Below are 24,554 nucleotides of genomic sequence, written 5' to 3' on the forward strand. Positions count from 1 at the left end.
ATATCTCTTCGGATTTGATTGTATTCGCCGTTAGTGTACGAAACAACGTTGTCAGTCTCAACCAACAACGTTGTTATTGTGAGTAAAAGTTAGCTTGATTAAGGTTAATTAACCAAAAATACCCAATAAAATATAGTAGAACACGATGGACAACAAAGCGCCCGCTGGCAGGGTGATCACCCACGAGACGACAATGTTACGCACCACGCCTAAATTAAGTGCGGCAATACCACGCGCCATACCGACACCCAACACCGCGCCAACTAGTGTTTGTGTTGTTGAAATGGGCAAACCTGTACCCGAAGCAATCACCACGGTAGTCGCTGCTGCGAGTTCGGCAGCAAAACCACGACTTGGTGTGAGCTCGGTAATGCCCTTACCAATTGTCGCGATTACGCGGTGACCAAATAAGGCTAAACCAGCAACAATACCCAAGCCACCAAGCGGTAGGATCCACCAAGCGAGTGCCGCCTTGCCTGTGATTTCCCCGTTGTTGTGAACGACGCTCACCACTGCGGCCAATGGTCCAATTGCATTTGCCACATCATTTGAGCCATGGGCAAACGCCATGCAGCAAGCCGTGATAACCATTAGTACCGCAAATACCCTCTCTACGTTGGTGTAGTGCATTTGACGGTCGGCCTTCGGGTCGATTTTCAGACGAGTAATGATGTATTTACCGACGATTGCAACCACTAAACCAACGGCGATTGCCCAGAGGTAGCCTTCGGTCGAACTCATTTCCAAGCCGACGTGCTTTAATCCTTTCTTGATGGTCACTAAGGCCATCATAAACCCAGCTAAGAACATGTAGCCGGGCACGTAGCGTTTGGCTGCTGCCAGTGGGTTTTCATTCTCAAAGATGAGCTTTTGTGCGCTCATAAAAATGAAATAGGCGACTATGCCGGATATTGCAGGGGTAATAATCCAGCTGCCGACAATGCTGGATACTTTGCCCCATTCTACGGCCTCGGTACCTACGCCCACCGCGGCAAAACCAACGATTGCGCCAATGATAGAGTGGGTGGTAGAAACAGGCCATCCGTTATAGGAGGCGATTAATAGCCAGGTTCCTGCCGCCAATAACGCGGCAATCATGCCAAATACCAGTAACTCTGGTGTTTGGGTGAAAGCTCCTGAATCAATGATCCCTTTACGAACCGTGTTGGTGACCGCGCCGCCAGCCAAATAAGCACCGGCGAATTCGAAAATCATCGCGATGATGATTGCTTGCTTAATCGTGATAGCGTTAGAGCCGACCGATGTGCCCATGGCGTTGGCGACATCATTCGCGCCAATACCCCAAGCCATCACAAAGCCGAAGACAGCCGCGATGATAACCAGCGTGGTGCCGTAAGTTGCAAGAATTTCCATTGGAGTTACCTAAGTGATTTCTTATTTTTTAGCGATAGATCATCAGTTCTAAACGTGCGCCAACACGTTGTGCCTGATCGGCGAGTTCGCCAATGGCTTCAATGATGAAGTAGAGGAACATTGCGTCGATGGGATCGAGTTTTTTCTCTAATTTTTGTAGTTTTCTACGGATTTTGCGCTGTTGTCCGTCGGTTTCGTCTTCGATGAGATCGAGTTTCTCAACCATGTCTTTCACGACATTGACTTCACGGCCTTTAAAACCGGTTTCGAGTAAGTCTTCTAATTCATTAATCACCGCTTTAGCCATCGCGGTGGCATCTAAACAGCGTTGCAGATACTCCATGAACATTTCCGCCAGCTTCGGTGGTAACTCCATTTTTCGCCCAAGCATACGGCCTGAAATATCTTTTGCTTTGTTGGCTATTCTGTCCTGATGAGTCAACAGTTCGAGAACGTCGGAACGTTCAATTGGCATGAAAAGTCCACCGGTAAGATTTAATCGAATATCTCGTTTCATTCGATCCGCTTCTTTCTCTAATTCAGAGATGATTACGCGACGCTTAGCGGCAGTTTTCCAATCTTTTTTTAGTACAGCGTCGAAAAAAGGTACTAAACCTTCACAACACTCATGTACTACATTGATATGTTCTTGTAATGGTTTAATTGGCGATTTAGCAAACAAACCAAGAATTGTATTTCCAGACATAATCTCTGTTCCAATTAGCTATGCAAAGGATATATTTTTTGCGAGGCGCATGGTAACGTAGACTAGCTTAGTTGCAAGCTTTTATCTGCAATTTTAGTACGTTTTAATTGAGATAAATCAAAAAAATTTGTTCAAAATCCCAACAGGAGAGCCGGGCGCTGCGTCAGCAAGCATGGATAAACCATGAACAATGAAATTGAAATCAAGCTGTTAGCGGCACCTCATTGTGCCTCAGAGTTGTTCGAACGACTGTGTCATTATAGTGTGCTGCAAACGGAAATAAAGCCGCTAACCAGTATCTATTTTGATACTCCAGATCGCCAACTAATGCGTTGGGGCATGGGGCTCCGAATTCGCAGCGGTGATGGTGCAGATGTGCAAACCTTAAAAACCGATGGGGTGGTGGTTGGCGGTTTACATCAACGACCAGAGTATAATTCGCTGGTGCCGACTAAACAGCCGCAATTGGCGTTGTTTAATCAAATTGAATGGCCTCAAGGTGCAGATTTAGCACAAATAGAACAGCAGTTAGTCCCCTTATTTAGTACCGTTTTTGACCGGCAAACGTGGTTACTCGACTTGGCCAACGATACCTTAGTTGAGGTGGCCTTTGATCAAGGTTGGTTAATTGCTAATACCGAACGGGAAGCGATTTGCGAAATTGAATTGGAATTAGTCAAAGGTGATGTGACTCAGTTATTTGAATTGGCTAGTGATATCGCCGAGATTGACGGTTTACGTTTAGCTAATATAAGCAAAGCGAAGCGTGGTTATCGGTTAGCTGCGGGTCATCGCGAAACGCTTAAACATTTACTTCCGGTTAAGTTGAGTGATGCCCCCCACGGTGCCGAGTGTTTGACTCGTATCTTTTCTACGGCCTTAGGGCATTGGCAGTATCATGAACAGCTGTTTTTAGATAATCCCCAGCTTGAGGTCTTAGAACAGGTGTCGATGGGCGTCCAAATGTTGGTTCAGGCTTGTAAGATGTTTAGTGAGTTAGACTTGGTTGCTTGTTCTTGGTTGAGTGAGCTGCGTTGGTTACGCCAACAGTTTAGCTGGCTTAATCAGGCCCATAGTTTATCCCGACTGACCGCAGAACGCGGTGTTTTAATTAAAAAGCTGCCTCAGCAGCGCTCTCTATTAAAGTCCTTACAACAGCAACAAAATGCCTTACCCCAAGTGGAACAAATCCACCAGTTAATGCACAGCCCGCGCTATTGTCGTTTGATGTTAAAAATCACTCGCTGGTTGTATTTGGCAGAATGGCAAAATAGTCCAACGGTGCAAGCCTTAGATATTCGCCAAGTCGCTCAACAATTGTTAGCGACCAGTTGGACTCATTTGCGCAACTCTGATCTCGCATTACCTGAAGTGGATGCCGATGTGTACATTAAGCAAGCCACCAAATTAAGACGGAATTTGCTGGTGGGGATCTGTGTTGGGGAATTATTTGATGAGAGCGCTCGACAAGAATTTCGATTGCCATGGATGGATATTTTGTCGGGGATTGAAGAGTTGAGTTTGTATAAACCCTTGCGGGCCCTGTTTGATGATTTGGAGCCGGAGTTACAGCAAACGATCGAAAAATGGGTCAGCCGAAAAGAGCAATCGTTATTAGATGCTTTAACGTTCTCTCGCCAACAAGCCTTGCAACAAACGGTTTATTGGTAGTTTTGGTGAGTAGCTTTTTGTTTAGTAAGTTATTGATCAGTCTGTTTATACCCAGCACTTTGCTATGGCTATTATTGTTGTTGGCGGCGATCTGTTGGTTACTTGGCCGAGCTTACCTGGCGAAAAGTTTAGTTTTTATTTCCTTGTTGTTGGCGCTGGTTTTCAGTCTTGGTCCGTTGAGCGGTAAAATGCTACGGTTTTTTGAAACACAATATCCGGCGATGCATGTATTACCCGCCGATACGGACCTGATTGTGGTCTTGGGTTGTTTGCATTACGTGGATAAAACACAACCACTCTCTAGCCAAGTTTTACCCTGCGCTACGGTAAAGCTGGTGGAGGCTATTCGCTTATGGAGACAGCATCCAGAGAGTCAAATATTGCTCTCGGGCGGGGATGTAGAAGCCAGTGGCGTGGAGCATGCCGATATGTTGGCCAAATTGGCGATATCCTTAGGTGTCCCGGACTCACATCTGTTACGTAGCTACCATAACTTAAATACGGCAGCAGAAGCGCAAACGGCGGCAGGTAGCTATCGTGGAAAAAACATCGTACTGGTGACACAAGCTGCGCATATGCCAAGAGCGATGTGGTTATTTCAGCAGCAAGGGTTAAAAGTGACTGCCGCACCAAGTTATTATCAGGTGCGTAATTGGCAAGCGCCACTCAGTTGGCGAGCCTTTATCCCGAAGTTCAGTAATATTGCCAAGGCGGATACTGCAATTTATGAAGCGTTGGCGAATCTATGGTTGCGTGCTCGGGTCAGTTTGAGTTCTTCCGAATAAATTAAGCTTTGGACAGGAGTTATTTGAACTCAGATCATTGCTCGATTAGTCTTTGGGATGTTGCTTTTGCTGTAGCTGGTGTAACTGTTGCTCGATTTGTTGTAGTTGTTGCTGCATGGTTTTTTGATTGGCATGATGCTGTTGCATAAAACGCACGAGCTCAGTTTCTTTGGCGGTTTCATCACGTAGTAGCATGGCCGACATTAAACCGGAGATGGCACCAAAAAAACCGACACCAGTTAAAATCATCACACTAGCGATGACTCGTCCGGCGTCAGTGACTGGCACAAAGTCACCATAACCGACCGTAGAAATGGTAACAATTGCCCACCAAAGAGCTTCTCCAGAGCTGTGAATTTGCCCGCCAGACTCACTTCCCTCGGCGATTAAGATGCCAATCGAACCAAGTAACACAATGATCAGGAGGACCAGTAATATGGCGGCTAAAGTTGCTTCAACTCTTCTATGTTTGAGTCTTTTAAGTAAGTGTTGCTGTACCGAGATGGCTTTAATTAGCTTCACCGCATGAATAAACCGCAGGAAACGCAGCGGTTCAATCAATGGAATACTGGCAAATAAGTCGATCCAATGGTGGCTTAGGTAGTGCATTGGTGTATGGCTACGTAACATGCGACTAAAAAAGTGGGTGATGAAAACACAGCAGATTAAGGTATCCAAAGTGACTAACAACGCGTGTAGTTGTGAATCACTAGGATAAAAATACAAACTACTGACAATGCCAATGGCGATAATGGACAGTAACATCATGACCAAGTCGAAGGCGTTTATATTGGTTTTCATCAGCGCATCCTGCAGCGAGTACTGAGCGATATACAAGCACTATACCTGAGTTTTAAAGATTTTCAGTATTGCGGGGTAAATACTGATATATCAAACAGTTTTGTGATAAATAAGGCATATTTGGAGTGTAGTGGTGGCGTCTGAATATCGGCTAGTGGATGCTTGAACTTCAATAGTTTTCATGTTCAGATTCATTTAATTTCTCAGCTGTGGTGCTGCTAACTATGTCAAATGCTCTCCCTCTGCAACAACAACTTTTATCTTTCGCTGCCCAGTCATGGGAGCGAGTGGTCGCCTTGGAACCCAGACTAAACACTGAACTCAGCGAGTACCAGCAGCAACAGTCGCAACAGGCCTTCGCGGTGAGTGACTTTATTGCCGATAGTTGTATTGCTCAGCCTTCTTTGCTGCTCGATATTTGGCAACAGCAGCTGCTAAGCCAGGTGTTAACAGAGACGCAGCTACGTGAGCAACTGACTGCTCAATTAGCCGAACAACAAAATGATGATGCTGCCAAGAAAGTATTACGGCGGTTTCGTCGCCAGCAAATGGTGTTGATCGCCTGGCGAGATTTAACCCAAGGCCAAGCGGTTACCGACAGCTTTGCGCAAGTATCGGCGCTGGCCGACAGCTGTGTTGACTGTGCGAATCAATGGCTATATTCGCGTTGTTGTGCTGAATCTGGGACGCCGATGGATAGCGCTGGCAATGCTCAAGCCTTGGTGGTGATAGGCATGGGCAAGTTAGGGGGACGCGAGCTTAACTTCTCCTCTGATATCGATTTGATTTTTTGTTTTCCAGAAAATGGCGAAACTCAAGGTGGGCGGCGAAGCATTGCTAATCAGCAATTTTTTATTCGTATGGGCCAGCGTCTAATTCAACTAATCGATCAACCGACCGTTGACGGTTTTGTATTTCGCGTGGATATGCGGCTGCGTCCTTTTGGTGAGTCGGGTCCCTTGGCGGTAAGCTATGCCGCCTTTGAAGATTACTATCAGCATCATGGTCGTGATTGGGAACGCTATGCGATGGTGAAAGCGCGGGTGATTAACCAGGATTTGCGTTATGACCAAGCCATTCAAGCCATGCTAAAACCTTATGTGTATCGTCGTTATATAGATTTTAGTGCGATCCAAGCATTGCGCTCGATGAAGGCGATGATTAACTCGGAAATTCGACGTAAGGGCTTACGTGATAACATCAAACTAGGCTCAGGAGGGATCCGTGAGATTGAGTTTATTGCGCAAACTTTTCAATTGATCCGTGGCGGAAGAGAACCAGTCCTGCAAACGCGCTCATTGCTCAAGGCTTTGAGCTTACTCAGTGAGTACGGCGAGTTGAGTCTTGAGCAGACGCAATTGCTTACCAAGCATTATCTGTATCTGCGTCAGGTAGAAAATATCTTACAGCAAATTGATGATAAACAAACCCAGACTCTGCCGGATAGCGAGCTTGATCAACAGCGGATCGCATGGGTGATGGGGGAAGCATCCTGGGTTGATTTTTATCAGCAACTACAAGCTTTATTAGCCGAGGTGAATGGCTGTTTCCAAAGCGCCATTGGCGATGAACAATGTGATGAGCATCAAGCTAGCCAAGATTACGAAGATCTGTGGCATTGTGGTGCTGATCGCGAAGCGCTTGCCTCGCTCATGGCTAAACATGTTTGCGCTGAAGCGGAGCAGCAGCAACGCGTGGAAACTATGTATCACTTTATGCATGCAGTGGAGCATCGGCAAATTGGTCAACGGGGTCGACAAACTTTAGAGCGGATGATGCCGAGCTTGTTACAACAGTTGTTTGAGCATCCGAAAACCAACTTAGTATTACCCCGAGTCATGGTGTTGTTAGAGCGGATCTTGTCCCGTACTGCTTATCTAGAATTATTAGCCGAAAATCCAGGCTCTTTGCATCAACTGTTGCGCTTGTGTGCTGGCAGCGCGATGTTGGCCGAGAAGTTGGCAAGCTTTCCGATCTTGCTGGATGAGTTGCTTGATCCCGCGTTGTTATATAATCCGGTCAGTGCCGATAGCTACGCCCAGCAGCTACGCGAGTTTATGTTGCGGATCCCAGCCGATGACATGGAACAGCAAATGGAGGCCTTACGTCAGTTCAAGCAAATACAACAGTTGCGGATCACCGCCGCGGATATCGCCGGTGCGCTACCTTTGATGAAAGTAAGTGATCACTTAACAGCGGTTGCAGAAGTAATTGTAAATGCGGTGGTTGAACATGCTTGGGCGCAAATTGTGGAGCGCCATGGCTACCCGGAACACCTTGAGCAACAGCAACGCGGTTTTGCGGTTGTGGGCTACGGCAAGATCGGTGGCATCGAAACTGGCTATAGCTCCGATCTAGATTTGGTTTTTTTACATAACAGTGACAGCTCTACCTACACCACTGGTCCGAAGCAAATCGATAGTAAGCAGTTTTATCTCAAATTAGCGCAACGCATTATGCACTTGTTTAATACCCGCACCGCCTCTGGCGTATTGTATGAGCTCGATATGCGTCTGCGTCCATCGGGGGCTTCGGGTTTGTTGGTATCGGCGATCGATGCTTTTGAGCAGTATCAACTGAAAGAAGCCTGGACTTGGGAGCACCAAGCCTTAGTGCGAGCCCGAGTGGTTTATGGTGATCGTGACTTAGGGCAACGTTTTGAACAGGTTCGCCATCAAATTTTGTCGATCAAACGTGAACCTACAGAACTCATCACCCAAGTGGTGGAGATGCGGCATAAAATGCGCCAGCATTTGAGTAGAGAAACTAGTGATTTATTCGATTTGAAGCAGTCGGCTGGGGGGATGGTTGATATTGAGTTTATTGCGCAGTATTTGGTATTACAGTATACCGATCGCTGTCCTGAGCTGAGTCGATGGAGTGATAATGTCCGGATTTTTGAAAGCTGCGCGCAGCTGGGGATCTTAGACAAACAGCAGGCACAGGGATTGACTCGTTGTTATTTAGAGATCCGTGACGAGGGGCATCGTCAATCCTTACAAGAATTACCGCGGCTGGTCGAAAAGGCTCAGTTCACCCTCGATCTGAGCGTTGTTTGTGATACCTGGCGACAGTTATTTGCCGCTCAAGCACCAAAGGTAGATTAGTAGACGCTGGGTTCGCCCTCAGGGCGCGATTTAAAGCGACGATGGATCCACATGTACTGCTCGGGAGCGCGTAAAATGGCTTTTTCTATGGCCTGATTAATCGTGCGCGCATCGGCTTTAGTGTCACCAGTGGGATAATTTTCGATAGCGGGTTCTATCACCAAGGTGATGGAGCCATCTGCGTTTCGAAGTGCGTAACTCATCAGTACCTGTACGTTTTTGACTCGAGCGAGGGTGGCTGTTCCGGTAATGGTAGCAGCGTTTGGCTGAGCAAAAAGAGGCACAAATACAGCCGCGTGGGTTCCGTAATCATGGTCGGGGGCGTACCAAACCGCATTCCCATTTTTTAAAGCTTTTATCATGCCTCGCACATCGGTTCGGTCGACCAGGTACTTATTGGCTCTGGTTCGTCCATGGTATTGGAAATACTCGTAGACTTGGTTTTTATTCGGACGATAGATACCAACACCAGGATCAATGACTCCAAAGGCTCTGGCATGGCTTTCTAAAGTCCAGAAGTGAGCACTTAACAGCAGAATGCCGCCTGGTTTTTGTCTCACCTGTTCTAAATGTTCCAAACCTTCAAAATGAAGATGTTTGGCAAAGCGCCATTTGGGCCAAAACCAAGCATTCGCGGTATCAACTACCGAGTGTCCGAGATGTGTGAAGCATTGTTCAAGCAATTGCTCACGCTGCACCGCAGATTTTTCTGGGAAACAAATGTGCAAGTTTCGACGTGCGATATGCACTCGTGATTTGAGTAGTCTTTTTCCTAGGCGGCCAATCGCCAAGCCTAAGTAATGTTGCAGGCGATGGGGCAGCAGGCTAATACCAAGCATGAAACTAATTAACAACCAAGCCCCCCAATTTCGGGGGTGAAAGGAGCCAGCGTTGAGTGTGGGGGGAGATATTTCAGCCATGTTTTTCTTTTTGCTTCAGTTGGTGAGTCAAGTTTACCCGAATTCTGGTAATTATGCCGCAGACCAGATTTTTAACTATGATAAACTGTTCGCAATTTATTTTCGATGAGAGTGAGTAATGCGAATAACCCTCCCTGAGTTTTCTCAAGCTAAGGTGCTAGTTGTTGGTGACGTGATGTTAGACCGATATTGGCAAGGACCTACTGGACGAATATCTCCAGAGGCACCAGTTCCAGTGGTGAAAGTTGAGCAAATTGAAGAGCGCCCTGGTGGTGCAGCGAATGTCGCCTTAAACGCGGTCGCTTTGGGTGCCAGTTCAACTTTACTCGGCATGAGTGGTGACGATGAGGCATGCCATGCCTTAGAAAATCAGCTAGCCGCAGTGGGAGTGAGTTGTCAGTTCAGTAAATTTGCTGATTATCCCACGATTACTAAATTGCGGGTATTAAGCCGTCATCAGCAGTTGATCCGTCTGGATTTTGAAGAGAGCTTTCATAACGTAGATAGCCAAGACTTGCGTGATCGTTTTACCCAACAGATCAACCAGCATCAAGTGGTGATATTATCCGATTACAATAAAGGTGCATTGAATCGGGTTGGTGATTTAATCGGCTTAGCGCGTGAAGCGAAGGTGCCGGTTTTAGTCGATCCTAAGGGCAGTGCCTTTGATAAATATCGCGGCGCAACGCTGCTTACGCCTAACTTCTCCGAATTTGAAACAGTGGTTGGTGCTTGTAAAGATGAGGTAGAGATCGTTCAAAAAGGTCTTCAATTAATTGATGAATTAGATTTGCAAGCCTTGCTGGTGACGCGCAGTGAGCACGGAATGACCCTGATTCGTAAGGGGCAAGATGCTTTGCATTTGGCCGCCTTAGCGCAAGAAGTCTATGATGTCACGGGTGCTGGTGATACGGTTATTTCTACTTTAGCCAGTGCCCTTGCAGCGGGTGCTAGCCTAGAAGATGCCTGCGCTTTAGCCAATGTGGCCGCTGGTATTGTGGTGGGTAAGTTAGGGACCTCGACGGTGTCGACCATTGAACTTGCCAACGCAGTATATGGTCACCAGGAAACCGGTTTTGGGGTGTTGAATGAACAGCAGTTAAAACAAGCTTTAGACGCTGCCCATCGTCGTGGTGAAAAGGTTGTGATGACGAATGGCTGCTTTGATATTTTACATGCCGGTCACGTATCTTATCTTAATCATGCTCGTACTTTAGGTGATCGCTTAATCGTTGCCGTTAATAGTGATCATTCAGTGAAGCGCTTAAAAGGTGAAGGACGCCCTGTGAACAGTGTTGATCGTCGGATGGCTGTATTGGCTGGTTTGGGGGCGGTGGATTGGGTGGTTGACTTTACTGAAGATACCCCACAGCGGCTGATCGCTAGTTTGTTACCGGATTTGTTAGTCAAAGGCGGTGATTATAAACCAGAGGAAATCGCGGGTGGTGAAGAAGTGATTGCCAATGGTGGCGAGGTAAAAGTGCTTAATTTTGAGGAGGGCTGCTCTACCTCTGAGATTATTCAATCGATCCGTCAGAATCAGATTGATTAGTATGCATCATCGTCTAAAAAAGGCGCCACTGGCGCCTTTTTTATTAACCAATAATTCTCCGTGGTCATGCATTCTCTCTGTTTTTAACATTGAATGCATGACATTGGGGGATTTATTGAGCGGCCATTAAACCGGAATTAACCAATACTACGTCTTCTTCATTTAGGGTGCCTACGGCTTGTTTAAGCGACAGCATATTTAAGATGTAATCGTAACGAGCATTTGATAAATCACTTTTTGCTGAGTATAAATTACGCGTTGCATCTTGTACGTCAACGATGGTTCGAGTACCCACTTCAAAACCTGCTTCGGTGGCTTCCAGAGCGCTTTGAGATGAGACAACCGTTTGCTCGAAGGCTTTTACCGAGCCGATACTCGCACTGACATTGTTGACCACCGAGTTTACGGTGCTTTGTACTGAACGATAGGTTTGCTCTAAGGCTTGAGACGCTGCAATGTAACTAAATTGAGCTTGTTTAACCTGAGAGTCAATACTGCCACCTTGGTAGATCGGCCAGTTGAATTCAAGACCGATATTGCCCGAATTCGCACTGCCACCTTGAGCGTTGTCGGTCATACTATTCCCGTATTTATTGTTGTCGTAACCAATACCTGCGGTTAAATCTAAGGTTGGCGCATGACCACTTTGAGCCAATTTAATTTGCTCTTGAGAGACTTCTTTGGCAATCCGCTGAGCGTTCAACTGAAGGTTCTTATCGCTGGCAAGCTCTAACCAGTGCTTTGCGCTTTGATTTAGTTCGGCGGGATCGAAGCGTTCGGTATTTAAAATATTGAGTTGGCGATGTTCTAAACCAGTTAACTCGCGCAAGGCTTCGTAACTATTTGATAAGGTATTACTGGCTTGAATTTCTTCGGCAAGCGTTCGGTCATATTCGGCTTGTGCTTCATGAACGTCGGTAATCGCAGTTAAGCCAACATTAAACCGTTGTTTAGTTTGCTCTAGTTGACGAGCGACAGCAGCCTTGTTTGCTTGTACAAAACTAACATTATCGATGGCGCGTAATACGTTAAAGTAAGCGGTGCTCACTCGAATAATCAGATTTTGCACATCGTTGGCATACAAGGCATCGACCCGAGTCGCATCTTTTTCTGAAATGCTTAAACTGGTCCAGTTGGTTCTGGAATAGAGTGACTGGCTTAAACCTACCGATGCATTGGTATTGGTGATACTGTCGATACTGCTGTTATCGGAATTGGTATATTTTGCCCCCGCTGAAAAACCGATTTGCGGGAGTAGCGATGCTCGGGTTTGAGTTATTTTCTCAAAGGCGATGTCACGCTGCGATTTACTTTGCAAGATGACGGGATCTTTTTCTTGAGCTAATTGATAAATTTGCAATAAGTCGTCAGCTTGAGCTTGATAAGCTATCGAGCCAAAAGTACAAGCTAATATCAATGATTTCATTTTCAGCTTCATTTCGCCTTTCCTCTATTCGCCTTGGATGTGCGAAGTTTATCGGGAGTGAGTTAAATTAATTCTAGGAGTTAAACAATATGGCTTAAACAGCTAACATATTGCGAATAAATGTTAGTCTATCTCAGCTTTAACTTTAGATTAAGACTTAGTTAAGAAAAATCATAATAGATTGTAGTCAATCTGTCATTGGATCATTAAGAGTCGGCAAATTATATACTAAATCGCCAAACAAAGGGGACTAGATTCATATGCTTAAGTTGAAAAACCTGAGTCAGTTTTCTCATCAAGACATGGAAATACAGACGGTAGAGGATGTCTATAAAGGTTTCTTTAAATTAAAGCGTTACACCTTGCGTCACCGTTTGTACCAAGGGGGGTGGAGTCAGTGGTTTCAGCGTGAAATGTTAGACCGAGGTCATGCGGCAGCAATTTTGCTTTTTGATCCGCTACTTGACCAAGTCGTTTTAGTTGAGCAATTTAGGATCGGTGCGGTCGAAACTGGAGCCAGTCCTTGGTTATTGGAAATCGTGGCCGGGATGCTTGATAGTAACCAACCACCATTGGATGTTGCGGTACGTGAAGCCGAAGAAGAAGCTGGGCTAAGGGTGAAGCGAGTGATTTCGTGTAATAGTTTTTTACCGGGCGCGGGAGGCTTAAGTGAGCGCATTCATTTGTACCTCGGTGAAGTTGATGCAAGCCAAGCGGGTGGTGTTCATGGATTGGAAAATGAAAATGAAGACATATTGGTGAAAGTTTTAAGTCGCGAACAAGCCTTCGAATGGGTACAATCGGGCCTGATTGATAATGCTGCGGCTGTAATTGCGATTCAATGGTTGCAGCTAAATTTGCAGAAAGTGTTGCTGCAATGGCAAAATAATGGCGTTGCAGATGCAGGCTAAAAAACTTGGTCGTTATCGCGTAAATCTTGAGCAACTGATGCAGCTTTATGCTGCTAATTATGTCTTGCTGATGCGCCTATTCCCGACTGAGCTTAGCCGTGGACAGACACTACGATTACAGCCACAAATTGGTGAAGACTACCAGCTCGAGTGTAAAGAACGTACGCGTTATACCTCGCTGTATGAGATCAGACAAACTGGTCGCCAAGCGCATCAGTATTTACGATCTCAGCTGATTGTGCGCTTGTATCACGATGCGCGCTTGGCGGAAGTGTGTGCTAGTCAGCAGATTTATAAGCTAAAACCAAGGTATGATTATCCTAATAAAAAGATGCATCATCGTGACGAAAAGCATCAAATAAATCAGTTTCTTAATGACTGGTTGGCATTTTGTTTAAAACAGCGGATGAAAGTAGAGTTTGAATAATCAAGCTCCAAGAAAAGATTGTGGCATTTACTAAATTAAATATTAATACAGCAGAAGATGGCAGTGTGCATTTGTTGCAAGTGACTGATACCCACCTTTTCGCTGATGAACGTACCGGGTTGCTAGGCGTTAATACTTGCGACAGTTTTAGTGCTGTGTTGTCGAACATCCAACAAGACCAAATTCCCTTTGATTACATTCTGGCCACTGGCGATTTGTCTCAAGATCACAGTAAACGTTCCTATCAACGTTTCGCTGAAAAAATTGCGCAGTTAGAGAAGCCTTGCTTTTGGTTGCCGGGGAATCATGATCTACAAGGAAACATGGACACGCTTGAACAGCATGGGATTTTGACCGCCAAGCAGTTAGTCAGTGAACATTGGCAAATCATCATGTTAGATACTCAAGTGGCGGGAGAGCCGCATGGTTCATTGAGTCAGTCACAGTTAGATCGCTTAGCCAAGGCTTTAGCTGAGTATCCTGATAAACATGTACTCATCGCAATGCATCATCAAAGTATTCCTGTGGGGAGTAAGTGGTTAGATCAGCATAATTTGAAAAATGCAGATGCTTTTTTTGCTGTGATCGCCAACTATCCAAATGTGCGAGGAGTTATTTTTGGTCATGTGCATCAAAACTATGAGTTTCAGTTTGATGGCATCGCTTATATTGCAACACCAAGTACTTGTATTCAGTTTTTACCGTTGTCGGCAAATTTTGCTCTTGATCACCAACAACCGGGCTGGCGTTACTTGCAGTTAACTAAAGAGGGGCGAATTGCCACTCGTTTACGTCGTTTATCTGAGCGAAGTTTTCTTCCGGATCCAAAATCTAAAGGTTATTGAGTGGAGCAAGCGTCAGTTTTATTGTATTTACATGGTTTTAATAGTTCGCCTTATTCTGCGAAGGCGCAAGTTATGGCAAACTATGTCGCAGAGAATGCACCACATATTCAGTTTTTATGTCCTCAGTTAGCCTGTTATCCACAGCAAGCTTGGGAGCAAATTTCCCAGTTATTAGAATCAAATCATGATGCTCGTTTAGGTGTTATTGGTAGTTCTCTTGGTGGCTTTTTGGCGACCAAAGTGGCGCAACAAACGGGCGCTCCTGCGGTACTGGTTAATCCAGCAGTAAAACCATATATCTTATTAAACGACTATTTAGGGGAACAAATTAATCCCTATACTCAGCAACGTTATGACTTGCAAGCACAGCATATACAACACTTACGACAACTGGAAGTTAGCGATTTGAGCTGTCAACAACAGTTATGGGCGTTGTTACAAACGGGTGATGAAGTGCTGGACTTTAGGCTAGCGGTCACCGAGTATAAAGGCGCAAAATTCACTATTGAAGAGGGCGGAGACCACAGCTTTCAAGGCTTTGAACGCCATTGTGGTGCTATTCTCGACTTCTTGGCTCTTAGGTAAATATTTCCATCATGGCTGACCAATATAATTCCGACTCTATTGAAGTATTAAGTGGCTTAGATCCGGTAAAACGCCGACCTGGCATGTATACCGATACCACTCGTCCCAATCACTTAGCACAAGAAGTCATCGATAACAGTGTGGATGAGGCGCTTGCTGGTCACGCTCGGTCTATTATCGTTACCTTATACGCAGATCAATCTATCGAAGTGGTCGATGATGGTCGTGGCATGCCTACCGATATTCATCCGGAAGAGAAGGTGAGTGGTGTTGAGCTGATTTTTACTCGCTTGCATGCGGGGGGCAAATTCTCGAATGAGCATTACCAATTTTCTGGAGGGCTACACGGGGTTGGTATTTCGGTGGTTAACGCCTTATCTTCCCGGGTCGAAGTGCAGGTTCGTCGTGATAGCCAGGTCTATGAAATGGCCTTTGAAGATGGGAATAAGGTTCAAGAGTTAGCGGTTACTGGCAGTGTCGGCAAACGTAATAGCGGAACCAAAGTTCGGTTTTGGCCAACCCCAAGTTATTTTGATAACCCTAAGTTTTCGGTTTCACGGCTGCGTCATTTGTTGCGAGCTAAAGCGGTATTGTGTCCAGGCTTAAATATTAAGTTTATTGATAAAATTAGTAATCAGCAGGATGAATGGTATTACGAAGATGGTTTAAAAGACTATTTAAGTCAGTCCTTTAAAGATTACATTAGTCTGCCAGACGACCCCTTTACCGGCGCTTTTAGTAGCAATGTAGAGGCTGTAGATTGGGCGGTGAGCTGGTTGCCTGAAGGTGGCGAAAGTATCACCGAAAGTTATGTGAACTTAATTCCTACCGCGCAAGGCGGAACTCATGTGAATGGTTTACGGCAAGGTCTACTCGATGCGATGCGAGAGTTTTGTGAGTTTCGTAATATTTTGCCGCGAGGTCTGAAATTGACGCCGGACGATGTCTGGGACCGTTGTTGCTATGTGTTATCGGTAAAAATGCAAGATCCACAATTTGCCGGACAAACTAAAGAGCGCTTGTCGTCTCGACAGTCAGCAGCTTTTGTTTCTGGGGTTGTCAAAGATGCCTTTAGTTTGTGGCTAAATAGTAATACCGATCAAGCCGAATTGCTTGCCGAAGTGTTTATTAACAATGCGCAACGGCGAATGCGTTCCAGTAAAAAAATTGCTCGTAAGAAAGTGACATCGGGACCAGCCTTACCAGGGAAACTGACTGATTGTACTAGTCAGGATCCGCTGGCTGGAGAGCTGTTTTTGGTGGAAGGTGACTCGGCGGGAGGCAGTGCGAAGCAGGCGCGTGAACGAGAGATCCAAGCGGTGATGCCTTTACGGGGTAAAATTCTCAACACTTGGGAAGTGGACGGGAGTGAGGTTCTGGGCTCGCAAGAGGTTCATGACATCTCGGTGGCCATCGGTATTGATCCTGATAGTCATGATTTAAGCGGCTTACGTTACGGTAAAATTTGTATTTTGGCGGATGCTGACTCCGACGGTTTACATATTGCCACGCTATTATGCGCATTGTTTATGATGCACTTTAGGCCATTGGTCGAGCAAGGGCATATCTATGTGGCGATGCCCCCTTTGTATCGAATTGATGTGGGTAAAGAAGTGTTCTATGCCCTAGATGAAGATGAAAAACAAGGCATATTAGATCGTATCGAAGCCGAAAAGAAACGCGGTAAAGTGAATGTACAGCGCTTTAAGGGATTGGGTGAAATGAACCCTCTACAATTGCGCGAAACCACCATGGATCCTAATACACGACGTTTGGTTCAGCTCACTATTGATGAAGAGCACGCAACTTTGCAGTTGATGGATATGCTGCTCGCGAAGAAGCGCGCAGGTGATCGGAAGCAATGGTTAGAAACCAAGGGAAACATGGCCTCTGACTTGGTATAGGGTAGCCTAAAAAATGCGAGATCTTCGACTTGGCTTAGCAACGAAGGCGTTGTTGTTGCTGTGCGGTGTATTGTTGATTAGTTTGGTGGGCCTAATCAGCTTTAATCATGACAATTTGCAGAGTTTCTTCAGAGACAGTCGAACCAATGTCATTGCAAATCAAAATTATCAGTTACAAAAATATTATGACGATGTATTTGCGCGTTTAAATTCCTTTAATGCCAGCCAAGCATATCGTTTTGAGAAAGCTAAGTCCGAGGATTTAGCAATGGTATTCGATTCTTTTTGGCAAGATCTAAAGAACTATACAGAGCTACCCATTCGCAGTTTAACCCTTGTGGTGCCTGAGCTAGGAGAGCGTTATGACTTCGGTTATTTAGAGCATAGCCAAAAAGCGACCGATTGGATGTTACAAGCGCATCAATCGCTTTCTTGGATCTTAGATTGCCCGTTAAGCTGCCGAGTGATCGTTGCTACTCATTTTAAGGTGGGTGAGCAACAGACAGATTATCAAGCCTTTTACAGCATCGACGCCTTGCGGTTATTGGAATTGTTTCCTGCCAGTCGAGGCAGCCACCATTTTATGCTCGAGCTGAACGACGATGCCTCCTTGCATTTATTATATGCCGAATCGATGTATCGTCAGTCAATCGCTAACATGTTGACCAAGCTTGACAGCCATTCGATTGTAAATGGTCTTGAGCAATTTAATAGTGAATGGGGTTTGAGTGAATTACATGCTTTTCCGATAAAACGAAACGTCGGTAACAAGCCGGTTTATTACGCCATTATCAATGACATTAATAGCCAATCTCAGCTGCTTAATCGGGCTAACTATAACAACATGTTGTTTGGCATGGCAGCCTTGGTTATCGCAGGTGCGATTGTTATTTTCTGCTTGAGTCCTTCATTGCGACGGATCCGACAAACCATCGATCACTTACCCTTATTGGCGCGCTCATCACATAATCTATTTCGGCGTAATTTGGAAAGTACAGGTAAACGGGTATTGCCTGATGAGTCTGATGAACTGAATCACGCCTTGGTTCGATTGTCTTATCAATTGGAAGCATTAGAACAACAATTGAAGAGCCGCGCTGAAGAGCTAGAGTGGGTTGCTAATTATGATAACCTCACCGATCTGCCGAATCGTCGTAAGTTTGAGCGAGTCTTGAATCAAATGGTTGAAGAGCAACGTTTTGGTTGCTTGTTGATGGTGGATTTAGATAATTTTAAATATGTGAATGATATTAGTGGTCACGGTGCTGGTGATGAAATGCTTTGCCAAGTCTCGGCTAGCTTAGAGCGCTTGCTACCAAACGATAGTATTTTAGCGCGCATCAGTGGCGATGAATTTGCGATTTATCTTGAAGATACCAGTTTAGCCTATGCTGAAGTCGCGGCACAACGGATCATCAGCTTATTGGCCCAAGTTCGAGTACCGGGACACAACATCATTCATACCACTTCGGCTTGTGTCGGAATTGTTGCTTTTCCTGAACATGGCAGTAGCTTTGAAGAGTTGATGGCAAAAGCCGATATTTGCAACAATCAAGCGAAAGAGCGTGGTAAAAACTGTGTGGTGAGTTTTGAAGCGGAGAATAGCGATTCGGAGCTTGCTAAAAAACACTTTTGGTTGGACTTGGCACAACATGCTATCGAACGCGACCGTTTGGAACTGTTTTATCAACCAATCATGAACAATAAGCTGAATAAGGTTGAGCATTACGAGGTTTTATTACGGGTTCGAGATGAACAAGATCGTTTACATTCCCCTTATCAACTTATTTTAGCAGCAGAGAAGAATGGCCAGATCGACAAAATCGATTTATGGGTCGTGCAACAGGCCTTGCAGCAGATGGAAACCAATCTGCGTTGTGGTTATACCGATAAGTTGGCGATAAACTTATCGGCACGCTCCTTCTGCAGTGAAAAGGTTATAGCCCGGATTGCCCGAGAATTTGTGAGTCGTAATATTGCTGGCGAAATGATTATTTTTGAAATCACCGAAACAGCAGCGTTACCAAACATGCAGCAAGCAGAAGAGCATATACGGCGTTTGAAGGCACTTGGTTGTGCGATTGCATTAGATGATTTTGGGGTCGGTTATTCTTCGTTTCACTCGCTGAAACAGTTACCCTTTGATTACTTAAAAATTGATGGCTCTTTTGTTCGAGAAATTTTGAATCAACACCAAGATAAGGTGTTTATTCAGGCCTTGGTTGGTATTGCCAATCAATTGGGCCACAAGACCATTGCTGAATTTGTTGAATCGGAAGCATTAAATAACGAACTGATTAAATTGGGAGTTGATTACTCTCAGGGTTATTACATTGGTAAACCAGCTAGCGCACGCTATTTCTGGCAATTTGACAAAGCATCCGCAGTGCTAGCTTTGCAAGGAACATAAAAGGTTATAGAGCATGAGTAGTGCGAATGAACTCAGTTTAGATGGCATAGAACGTCAATCGATGAGCACTTTTACTGAGCAAGCGTATTTAAATTATTCCATGTACGTCATCATGGATCGCGCCTTGCCCCATATTGGTGATGGATTAAAGCCAGTACAGCGCAGAATTATTTATGCGATGTCTGAATTGGGGTTATCGGCTAACGCAAAATATAAGAAATCGGCACGTACCGTAGGGGACGTTTTGGGTAAGTATCATCCGCATGGTGATTCTGCCTGTTATGAAGCGATGGTATTGATGGCTCAACCATTCTCCTATCGCCATCCCTTAGTGGATGGTCAGGGAAACTGGGGCGCGCCAGATGATCCAAAATCTTTTGCTGCGATGCGTTATACCGAAGCGAAATTGTCGAAATTTTCTGAGGTTTTACTGAGCGAGCTGGGCCAAGGAACCTGTGATTGGGTACCTAATTTCGATGGCACCATGAATGAGCCGAAAGTGCTGCCCGCACGTTTGCCGCACATTTTACTGAACGGGGTCACCGGGATTGCAGTGGGAATGGCCACCGATATCCCACCGCACAACGTGGGTGAAATTGCCAAGGCTTGTGTTCATCTTCTGGATAATCCGAAGGCTGAATTGAGTGAGTTGCTCGAATTTGTACAAGCGCCCGATTATCCAACTGAAGCGGAAATAATTACCCCGAGACGCGATATTCGCAAGATTTATGAAACGGGCCGTGGCTCGGTGAAGATGCGAGCCGTATTCCACACCGAAGATGGTGACATTGTGATTACGGCTTTACCGCATCAGGTCTCGGGAGCCAAAGTTCTGGAACAGATCGCGGCACAAATGCAAGCGAAGAAGCTGCCGATGGTGGTGGATTTGCGTGATGAATCGGATCATGAAAACCCAACTCGAATTGTGGTGATACCGCGCTCTAATCGAGTGGATGTTGACCAATTAATGAATCACTTGTTTGCATCCACCGATTTAGAGCGAAATTACCGAGTCAACCTTAATATGTTGGGGCTTGATAATCGGCCTCAAGTGAAAGGCTTGTTACAGATCTTAAGTGAATGGTTGCGGTTTCGCCGCGATGTGGTGCGCCGTCGACTGCAATATCGTTTAGACAAGGTATTAGCTCGTTTACATATTTTGGATGGCTTGCTGATTGCCTTCCTCAATATTGATGAAGTGATTGAAATCATTCGAACCGAAGACGAGCCTAAAGCGGCGCTGATGGCGCGTTTTGGCTTGTCGAATAAACAAGCTGAAGCGATCCTTGAAATTAAATTGCGTCAGTTGGCTAAGTTAGAAGAAATTAAGATCCGAGCCGAGCAAGCAGAGTTAGCTGAAGAGCGCGATAAGCTGGAGAAGCTACTGGGTAGCGAACGTCGACTCAGCACGCTGATCAAGAAGGAAATACTTGCTGATGCCGAAACCTATGGTAACGCACGTCGTTCTCCACTGATGGAGCGTGCAGAAGCAAAAGCCCTGAGTGAAAAAGAGTTGATGCCAAACGAAGCTATTACCGTGGTCTTGTCAGAAAAAGGTTGGGCAAGAGCGGCTAAGGGCCATGAGGTTGATGCTAAAGCCTTGAGTTACAAGTCGGGGGATGTCTTTTTAAGCAGTGCTTATGGACGCAGTAATCAGCAGGCAGTATTTTTAGATACAGCAGGACGCAGTTATGCGCTCGATTCACATACCTTGCCCTCGGCACGTAGCCAAGGAGAGCCATTGACTGGTCGCTTTAATTTGGCGGCAGGGGAAGTATTCTGCAATGTCGTGATGGCCAATGACGAACAGCGCTACTTGGTGGCCTCCGATGCCGGCTATGGTTTTATCGGTAAGTTTAGCGATATGTTAAGCAAGAATAAAAATGGTAAGGCGTTTTTGAGTTTACCTGCGGGCAGTAAGGTTGTGGCTCCGATTGTGGTGGACAGCTACCAGAATGATAGTTGTCTGGTCATCTCTAATGAGGGCAGAATGTTGGTCTTTCCGCTCACCAGTTTGCCAGAGCTCTCTAAAGGTAAAGGGAATAAGTTAATTAGTATTCCTAGTGCAAGAGTGAAAAATCGCGAAGAATATGTGACTTTGCTGAGTGTTGTTCCGGCCGATGCTTCGGTGACTCTATTTGCGGGCAAACGCAAGTTGACTTTGAAACCGAGCGATTTGGATCATTATCGTGGGGAGCGAGGACGACGTGGTAACAAATTGCCTCGAGGCTTACAGCGCGTCGATGGCATTGAGGTCGAGGCTATCGAGAGTGAGCTTGGAGAGGGGCCCAATGCAGATGCCTAAGTGTAGATTTTCAGCTTACACTTGTTCACTTAAATCTCAGCGCGTATACTGCGTGCTGTTTTAAGGGGGTGCTATGTTAGCTGTAATTCGAATTATTTTTATTGCTTTAGTGATGTTAACGGCATTTCCGTTTGTCATTTTGTATTGTTTGGTTCGACCTCGTCATCCTGACCTAGTGCATCAGATTGGCGTTTTAATTGCCAAATGTGGACGCTTTGTGGGCCTTGAGGTTGAAGTTCGAGTGGTTACACAACAATTGCCAGAAAAGGCGGTATGGATAGCCAACCACCAAAATAGTTATGACATGTTTACCTTGCCATTCGCCTTGCGTAAGGGGGTGGTGTCTATCGGTAAGAAAAGTCTCGCGTTGATCCCTTTCTTTGGGCAAATTTACTGGATTACCGGTAATATTTTAATTGACCGGGATCGACGTAGTAAAGCCGCCGACACCATTAAGCAGGCGGCCGCTGCGATAGAGAAACGTCATCTGTCGGTATGGATGTTCCCTGAAGGTACTCGTAGTTATGGACGTGGCTTGCAGAGTTTTAAAACCGGAGCTTTTCATCTAGCCATGCAAGCCAAAGTTCCTATGTTACCGATCTGTTGTTCTTCAACTCATGGTCAGGTAAAACTGAACCGTTGGAACAATGGTAAGGTGATCGTTGAAGTGGGCCATGCTTTTTCGGTCGCAGAATGGAAAGGACAGCTGCGCAGTCACATTGCCGACTTGCATCAGCAGATGGAACAACGGATCTATGAGCTGACCATGGAAGCACGCGGTGAAGCTGCCGATTATGCCGATGTTCATCAACGAAATTTAGCCAGCCCAGCAGAGACCATGGTAGGAGAGAATACATGAGTACCCAACAATTGATTGCCGATTGGCAGGCCGAAACTGATTTAATTATTCAAGAATTATTGGCCGATGGCAGCGATCCAGATGCCGAATATACCATCGAACACCACCTTGCCAGCAACGATTTTAAAGTGCTTGAAAAAGCGGCGGTAGATGTCTTTAAAGCGGGTTATGAGGTGAGTGATGCCGAAGAAGCCGAGCTAGAAGATGGGACTAAGGTATGGTGCTTTGATGTGATTGTTGAAGTGCCGCTAGAAGCGAAAATAATCAAACAAAGTATTGAAGAATTAGCGAATATTGCCGATAAGCATAAGGTCATTTATGATGGATGGGGCACCTATTTCGAGTCTGATGAGGATGACGACGAGTCATAGAGCCTAAAATTTATCGATGAAAACGACGCCTAGGTGTCGTTTTTTTTATTACACTGAGCTATATGCTCAGGATTTAGGATAGGCTGTGTCGCTGCGTATTGTTGTTCTATTATTTTTTCTGGCTTGGCCCGTTGCCGCTATGCAGATGGTCACCGCCAACGCTAATTGGCCGCCATGGCGAGTGATTGAGGCCGATGGTAGTTTGAGCGGTATCGAGATCGATATTCTTAAGCAGCTTAGTCAGGCTCTTGATCTGGAGTTAAAGACTCAGCCCTGTGGTTGGAAACGTTGCTTAAAGTATATGGAACTTGGTGAAAGTGATGTGATGACCGGCCTCTATAAAAACGATGAGCGTGCGCAGTATATGCACTTTGTTGAGCCGCCTTACCGTAGTCATAACGACATGTGTTTTTATCAAGCGAAAATTAGACCTGTGCAGAAGCTCGATAGCTATTCTGATTTGTACTCCTTAACGATAGGGGTATTGAACAAAGTCGCTTATTTTGAACAATTTGATCAAGATCTTAAACTGTTCAAACACTATGCTACGACCGATGAAAGTTTATTTCGCCTGCTACTTGGTGGCCGTATCGATACGCTGATTATGTCTTGTATTGAAGGTGATATCTTTTTAAAGCAAAGACACATGACGGATATATTTGAGCATACCAATTATACAAAACGTAATTACCGCTCGGTTTATTTGGCCATTTCAAAACGTTCTAAGTTGATCGAGCGCGCCGCAGAAATCTCAAAGCACTTACAACAAATGTTGGACTCTGGCGCGATTACTAAAACACTCGTATCTTATGGCGTGGTAGAGCGCGATTAACGCGCGCTATCGAGTTTTATACGAGGCCATTAAGTAGGCCAAATAAGCCCCCAAAAACCCCCCCCCAAACCACTAACCAGCCTAAGTGTTTTCTAATCATTTGTTGAATAATTTGCTTCACTAATTGCGGCGTGAGTTCGGCTAAGCGTTGTTCAATAATTAAAGTGATTTTTTGTTGTACGTCACCCAAGTGTTCTGGTTGCTCTAATTCTTGGCGCAAAGCCTCACTAAACTGTGGATCCTGACTAATTTGAAGGACAGCCTCTTTTAGTTTATCGATAAAAGGCTGCTCTAAGGGGGTGAGTGCTTCCTTACCACCAAACATCGCTAACATCCCGCCAAATGAAGATCCTTCGATGGTTTCCACTAAGGCATGATAAGCCGGACTAAAATCGGTTTTGTTGATGACGGGACTCAGGTTTACTTGAATTGCTTTGCCACTGGCATCGGATAAAAAGCGGTCGATGTTTTCGGCGGTAAAAAACTGGCTTAGCATCAGCTCTTTGATACCTTGCTTAAAGTCATCGAAGCGGGCTGGAATAACCCCCGAGCCATATAATCCGGGGACTTTTTCAAATAGCATATGAATGGCTATCCAGTTAGTTGCGGCACCAGATAGAGCAAATAAACCGATGGAAAACATCAGTGCTTGTTGGAAAAAATAGCCGACGCAGACCAATACGAGGGCAATCAGATTGGTGATGAAACTTTTATTCATGTTGGTTCCTCGTCTACAAATAAAAAGGTCCCCCGGCGGAGGACC

At 45.4% G+C, this 24,554-nt stretch carries 20 protein-coding genes; 14 read left to right on the top strand and 6 right to left on the bottom strand.

Translation table 11 applies throughout. The features are described 5' to 3' along the window. Window positions 1-108 precede the first annotated feature (108 nt). Both ACRRSX_RS03950 and ACRRSX_RS03955 read right to left on the bottom strand, forming a co-directional pair. Window positions 109-1,374, bottom strand: coding sequence for an inorganic phosphate transporter (locus ACRRSX_RS03950; RefSeq protein WP_432454522.1), 1,266 nt, complete (start codon window positions 1,372-1,374; stop codon window positions 109-111). A gap of 28 nt (window positions 1,375-1,402) precedes the next feature. Further along, entirely contained in the window at window positions 1,403-2,080 is a 678-nt protein-coding gene (locus tag ACRRSX_RS03955; protein ID WP_432454521.1) for a TIGR00153 family protein, read from the bottom strand. A 183-nt stretch (window positions 2,081-2,263) separates the two neighbouring features. On the opposite strand from ACRRSX_RS03955, the gene ACRRSX_RS03960 reads away from it, so the two are divergent. Then, window positions 2,264-3,751 (top strand): CYTH domain-containing protein, encoded by a 1,488-nt coding sequence (locus tag ACRRSX_RS03960; protein WP_432454520.1) that lies wholly within the window; start codon window positions 2,264-2,266, stop codon window positions 3,749-3,751. 5 nt (window positions 3,752-3,756) lie between these two features. Continuing rightward, window positions 3,757-4,536, top strand: coding sequence for a YdcF family protein (locus ACRRSX_RS03965; RefSeq protein ID WP_432454519.1), 780 nt, complete (start codon window positions 3,757-3,759; stop codon window positions 4,534-4,536). 45 nt (window positions 4,537-4,581) lie between these two features. On the opposite strand, the gene ACRRSX_RS03970 is transcribed toward ACRRSX_RS03965, so the two are convergent. Continuing rightward, on the bottom strand, window positions 4,582-5,337 hold the full coding sequence (locus ACRRSX_RS03970) for a potassium channel family protein (protein ID WP_432454518.1): 756 nt from the start codon (window positions 5,335-5,337) through the stop codon (window positions 4,582-4,584). Window positions 5,338-5,561: 224 nt separating this feature from the next. Between ACRRSX_RS03970 and glnE the strand changes: the two genes are divergently transcribed. Continuing rightward, the gene (glnE, locus tag ACRRSX_RS03975; RefSeq protein WP_432454517.1) at window positions 5,562-8,444 is read left to right on the top strand and encodes a bifunctional [glutamate--ammonia ligase]-adenylyl-L-tyrosine phosphorylase/[glutamate--ammonia-ligase] adenylyltransferase; all 2,883 of its coding nucleotides are present in this window, start codon (window positions 5,562-5,564) and stop codon (window positions 8,442-8,444) included. Here glnE and lpxL read toward each other — a convergent pair. After that, a complete protein-coding gene (lpxL, locus tag ACRRSX_RS03980) occupies window positions 8,441-9,364 on the bottom strand; it encodes an LpxL/LpxP family Kdo(2)-lipid IV(A) lauroyl/palmitoleoyl acyltransferase (RefSeq protein WP_432454516.1) in 924 nt (307 codons plus the stop codon). The two genes, glnE and lpxL, sit on opposite strands and share 4 nt — an antisense overlap. Window positions 9,365-9,482: 118 nt before the next feature. On the opposite strand from lpxL, the gene hldE reads away from it, so the two are divergent. After that, window positions 9,483-10,916: a bifunctional D-glycero-beta-D-manno-heptose-7-phosphate kinase/D-glycero-beta-D-manno-heptose 1-phosphate adenylyltransferase HldE gene (gene hldE, locus ACRRSX_RS03985; RefSeq protein WP_432454515.1), complete on the top strand. Its 1,434-nt coding sequence runs from the start codon at window positions 9,483-9,485 to the stop codon at window positions 10,914-10,916. Between the two features lie 112 nt (window positions 10,917-11,028). On the opposite strand, the gene tolC is transcribed toward hldE, so the two are convergent. Then, window positions 11,029-12,354, bottom strand: a complete 1,326-nt coding sequence (gene tolC / locus ACRRSX_RS03990; protein ID WP_432454514.1) for an outer membrane channel protein TolC — start codon at window positions 12,352-12,354, stop codon at window positions 11,029-11,031. 248 nt (window positions 12,355-12,602) lie between these two features. On the opposite strand from tolC, the gene nudF reads away from it, so the two are divergent. From nudF to ACRRSX_RS04040, 10 genes are all read left to right on the top strand, one after another. Further along, on the top strand, window positions 12,603-13,253 hold the full coding sequence (gene nudF / locus ACRRSX_RS03995; RefSeq protein WP_432454513.1) for an ADP-ribose diphosphatase: 651 nt from the start codon (window positions 12,603-12,605) through the stop codon (window positions 13,251-13,253). After that, window positions 13,243-13,680 (top strand): DUF1249 domain-containing protein, encoded by a 438-nt coding sequence (locus ACRRSX_RS04000; RefSeq protein WP_432454512.1) that lies wholly within the window; start codon window positions 13,243-13,245, stop codon window positions 13,678-13,680. Before nudF ends, ACRRSX_RS04000 begins: the two co-directional genes overlap by 11 nt. 20 nt (window positions 13,681-13,700) lie before the next feature. After that, window positions 13,701-14,525: a 3',5'-cyclic-AMP phosphodiesterase gene (gene cpdA / locus ACRRSX_RS04005; RefSeq protein ID WP_432454511.1), complete on the top strand. Its 825-nt coding sequence runs from the start codon at window positions 13,701-13,703 to the stop codon at window positions 14,523-14,525. Window positions 14,526-14,597: 72 nt separating this feature from the next. Beyond that, a complete protein-coding gene (locus tag ACRRSX_RS04010) occupies window positions 14,598-15,110 on the top strand; it encodes a YqiA/YcfP family alpha/beta fold hydrolase (RefSeq protein WP_432454510.1) in 513 nt (170 codons plus the stop codon). 11 nt (window positions 15,111-15,121) lie between these two features. Next, window positions 15,122-17,014: a DNA topoisomerase IV subunit B gene (gene parE / locus ACRRSX_RS04015; protein WP_432454509.1), complete on the top strand. Its 1,893-nt coding sequence runs from the start codon at window positions 15,122-15,124 to the stop codon at window positions 17,012-17,014. 13 nt (window positions 17,015-17,027) lie between these two features. Continuing rightward, window positions 17,028-19,424 carry a putative bifunctional diguanylate cyclase/phosphodiesterase gene (locus ACRRSX_RS04020; RefSeq protein ID WP_432454508.1) on the top strand — a complete coding sequence of 799 codons (2,397 nt, stop codon included), beginning with the start codon at window positions 17,028-17,030 and terminating at the stop codon, window positions 19,422-19,424. Window positions 19,425-19,437: 13 nt separating this feature from the next. Further along, a complete protein-coding gene (gene parC / locus ACRRSX_RS04025) occupies window positions 19,438-21,729 on the top strand; it encodes a DNA topoisomerase IV subunit A (protein ID WP_432454507.1) in 2,292 nt (763 codons plus the stop codon). Window positions 21,730-21,802: 73 nt separating this feature from the next. Continuing rightward, window positions 21,803-22,588: a 1-acylglycerol-3-phosphate O-acyltransferase gene (locus tag ACRRSX_RS04030; protein ID WP_432454506.1), complete on the top strand. Its 786-nt coding sequence runs from the start codon at window positions 21,803-21,805 to the stop codon at window positions 22,586-22,588. Beyond that, complete coding sequence (gene rraB, locus ACRRSX_RS04035; protein WP_432454505.1) at window positions 22,585-22,959, top strand: ribonuclease E inhibitor RraB; 375 nt, start codon at window positions 22,585-22,587, stop codon at window positions 22,957-22,959. Before ACRRSX_RS04030 ends, rraB begins: the two co-directional genes overlap by 4 nt. 85 nt (window positions 22,960-23,044) lie before the next feature. Continuing rightward, window positions 23,045-23,791 (top strand): substrate-binding periplasmic protein, encoded by a 747-nt coding sequence (locus ACRRSX_RS04040; protein ID WP_432454504.1) that lies wholly within the window; start codon window positions 23,045-23,047, stop codon window positions 23,789-23,791. 16 nt (window positions 23,792-23,807) lie between these two features. Here ACRRSX_RS04040 and ACRRSX_RS04045 read toward each other — a convergent pair whose 3' ends face one another. After that, the gene (locus ACRRSX_RS04045; RefSeq protein ID WP_432454503.1) at window positions 23,808-24,509 is read right to left on the bottom strand and encodes a DUF445 domain-containing protein; all 702 of its coding nucleotides are present in this window, start codon (window positions 24,507-24,509) and stop codon (window positions 23,808-23,810) included. Between the last annotated feature and the right edge of the window lie 45 nt (window positions 24,510-24,554).

This window comes from Agarivorans sp. QJM3NY_30 (assembly GCF_050870855.2).
In the GTDB taxonomy this organism is placed as follows: domain Bacteria; phylum Pseudomonadota; class Gammaproteobacteria; order Enterobacterales; family Celerinatantimonadaceae; genus Agarivorans.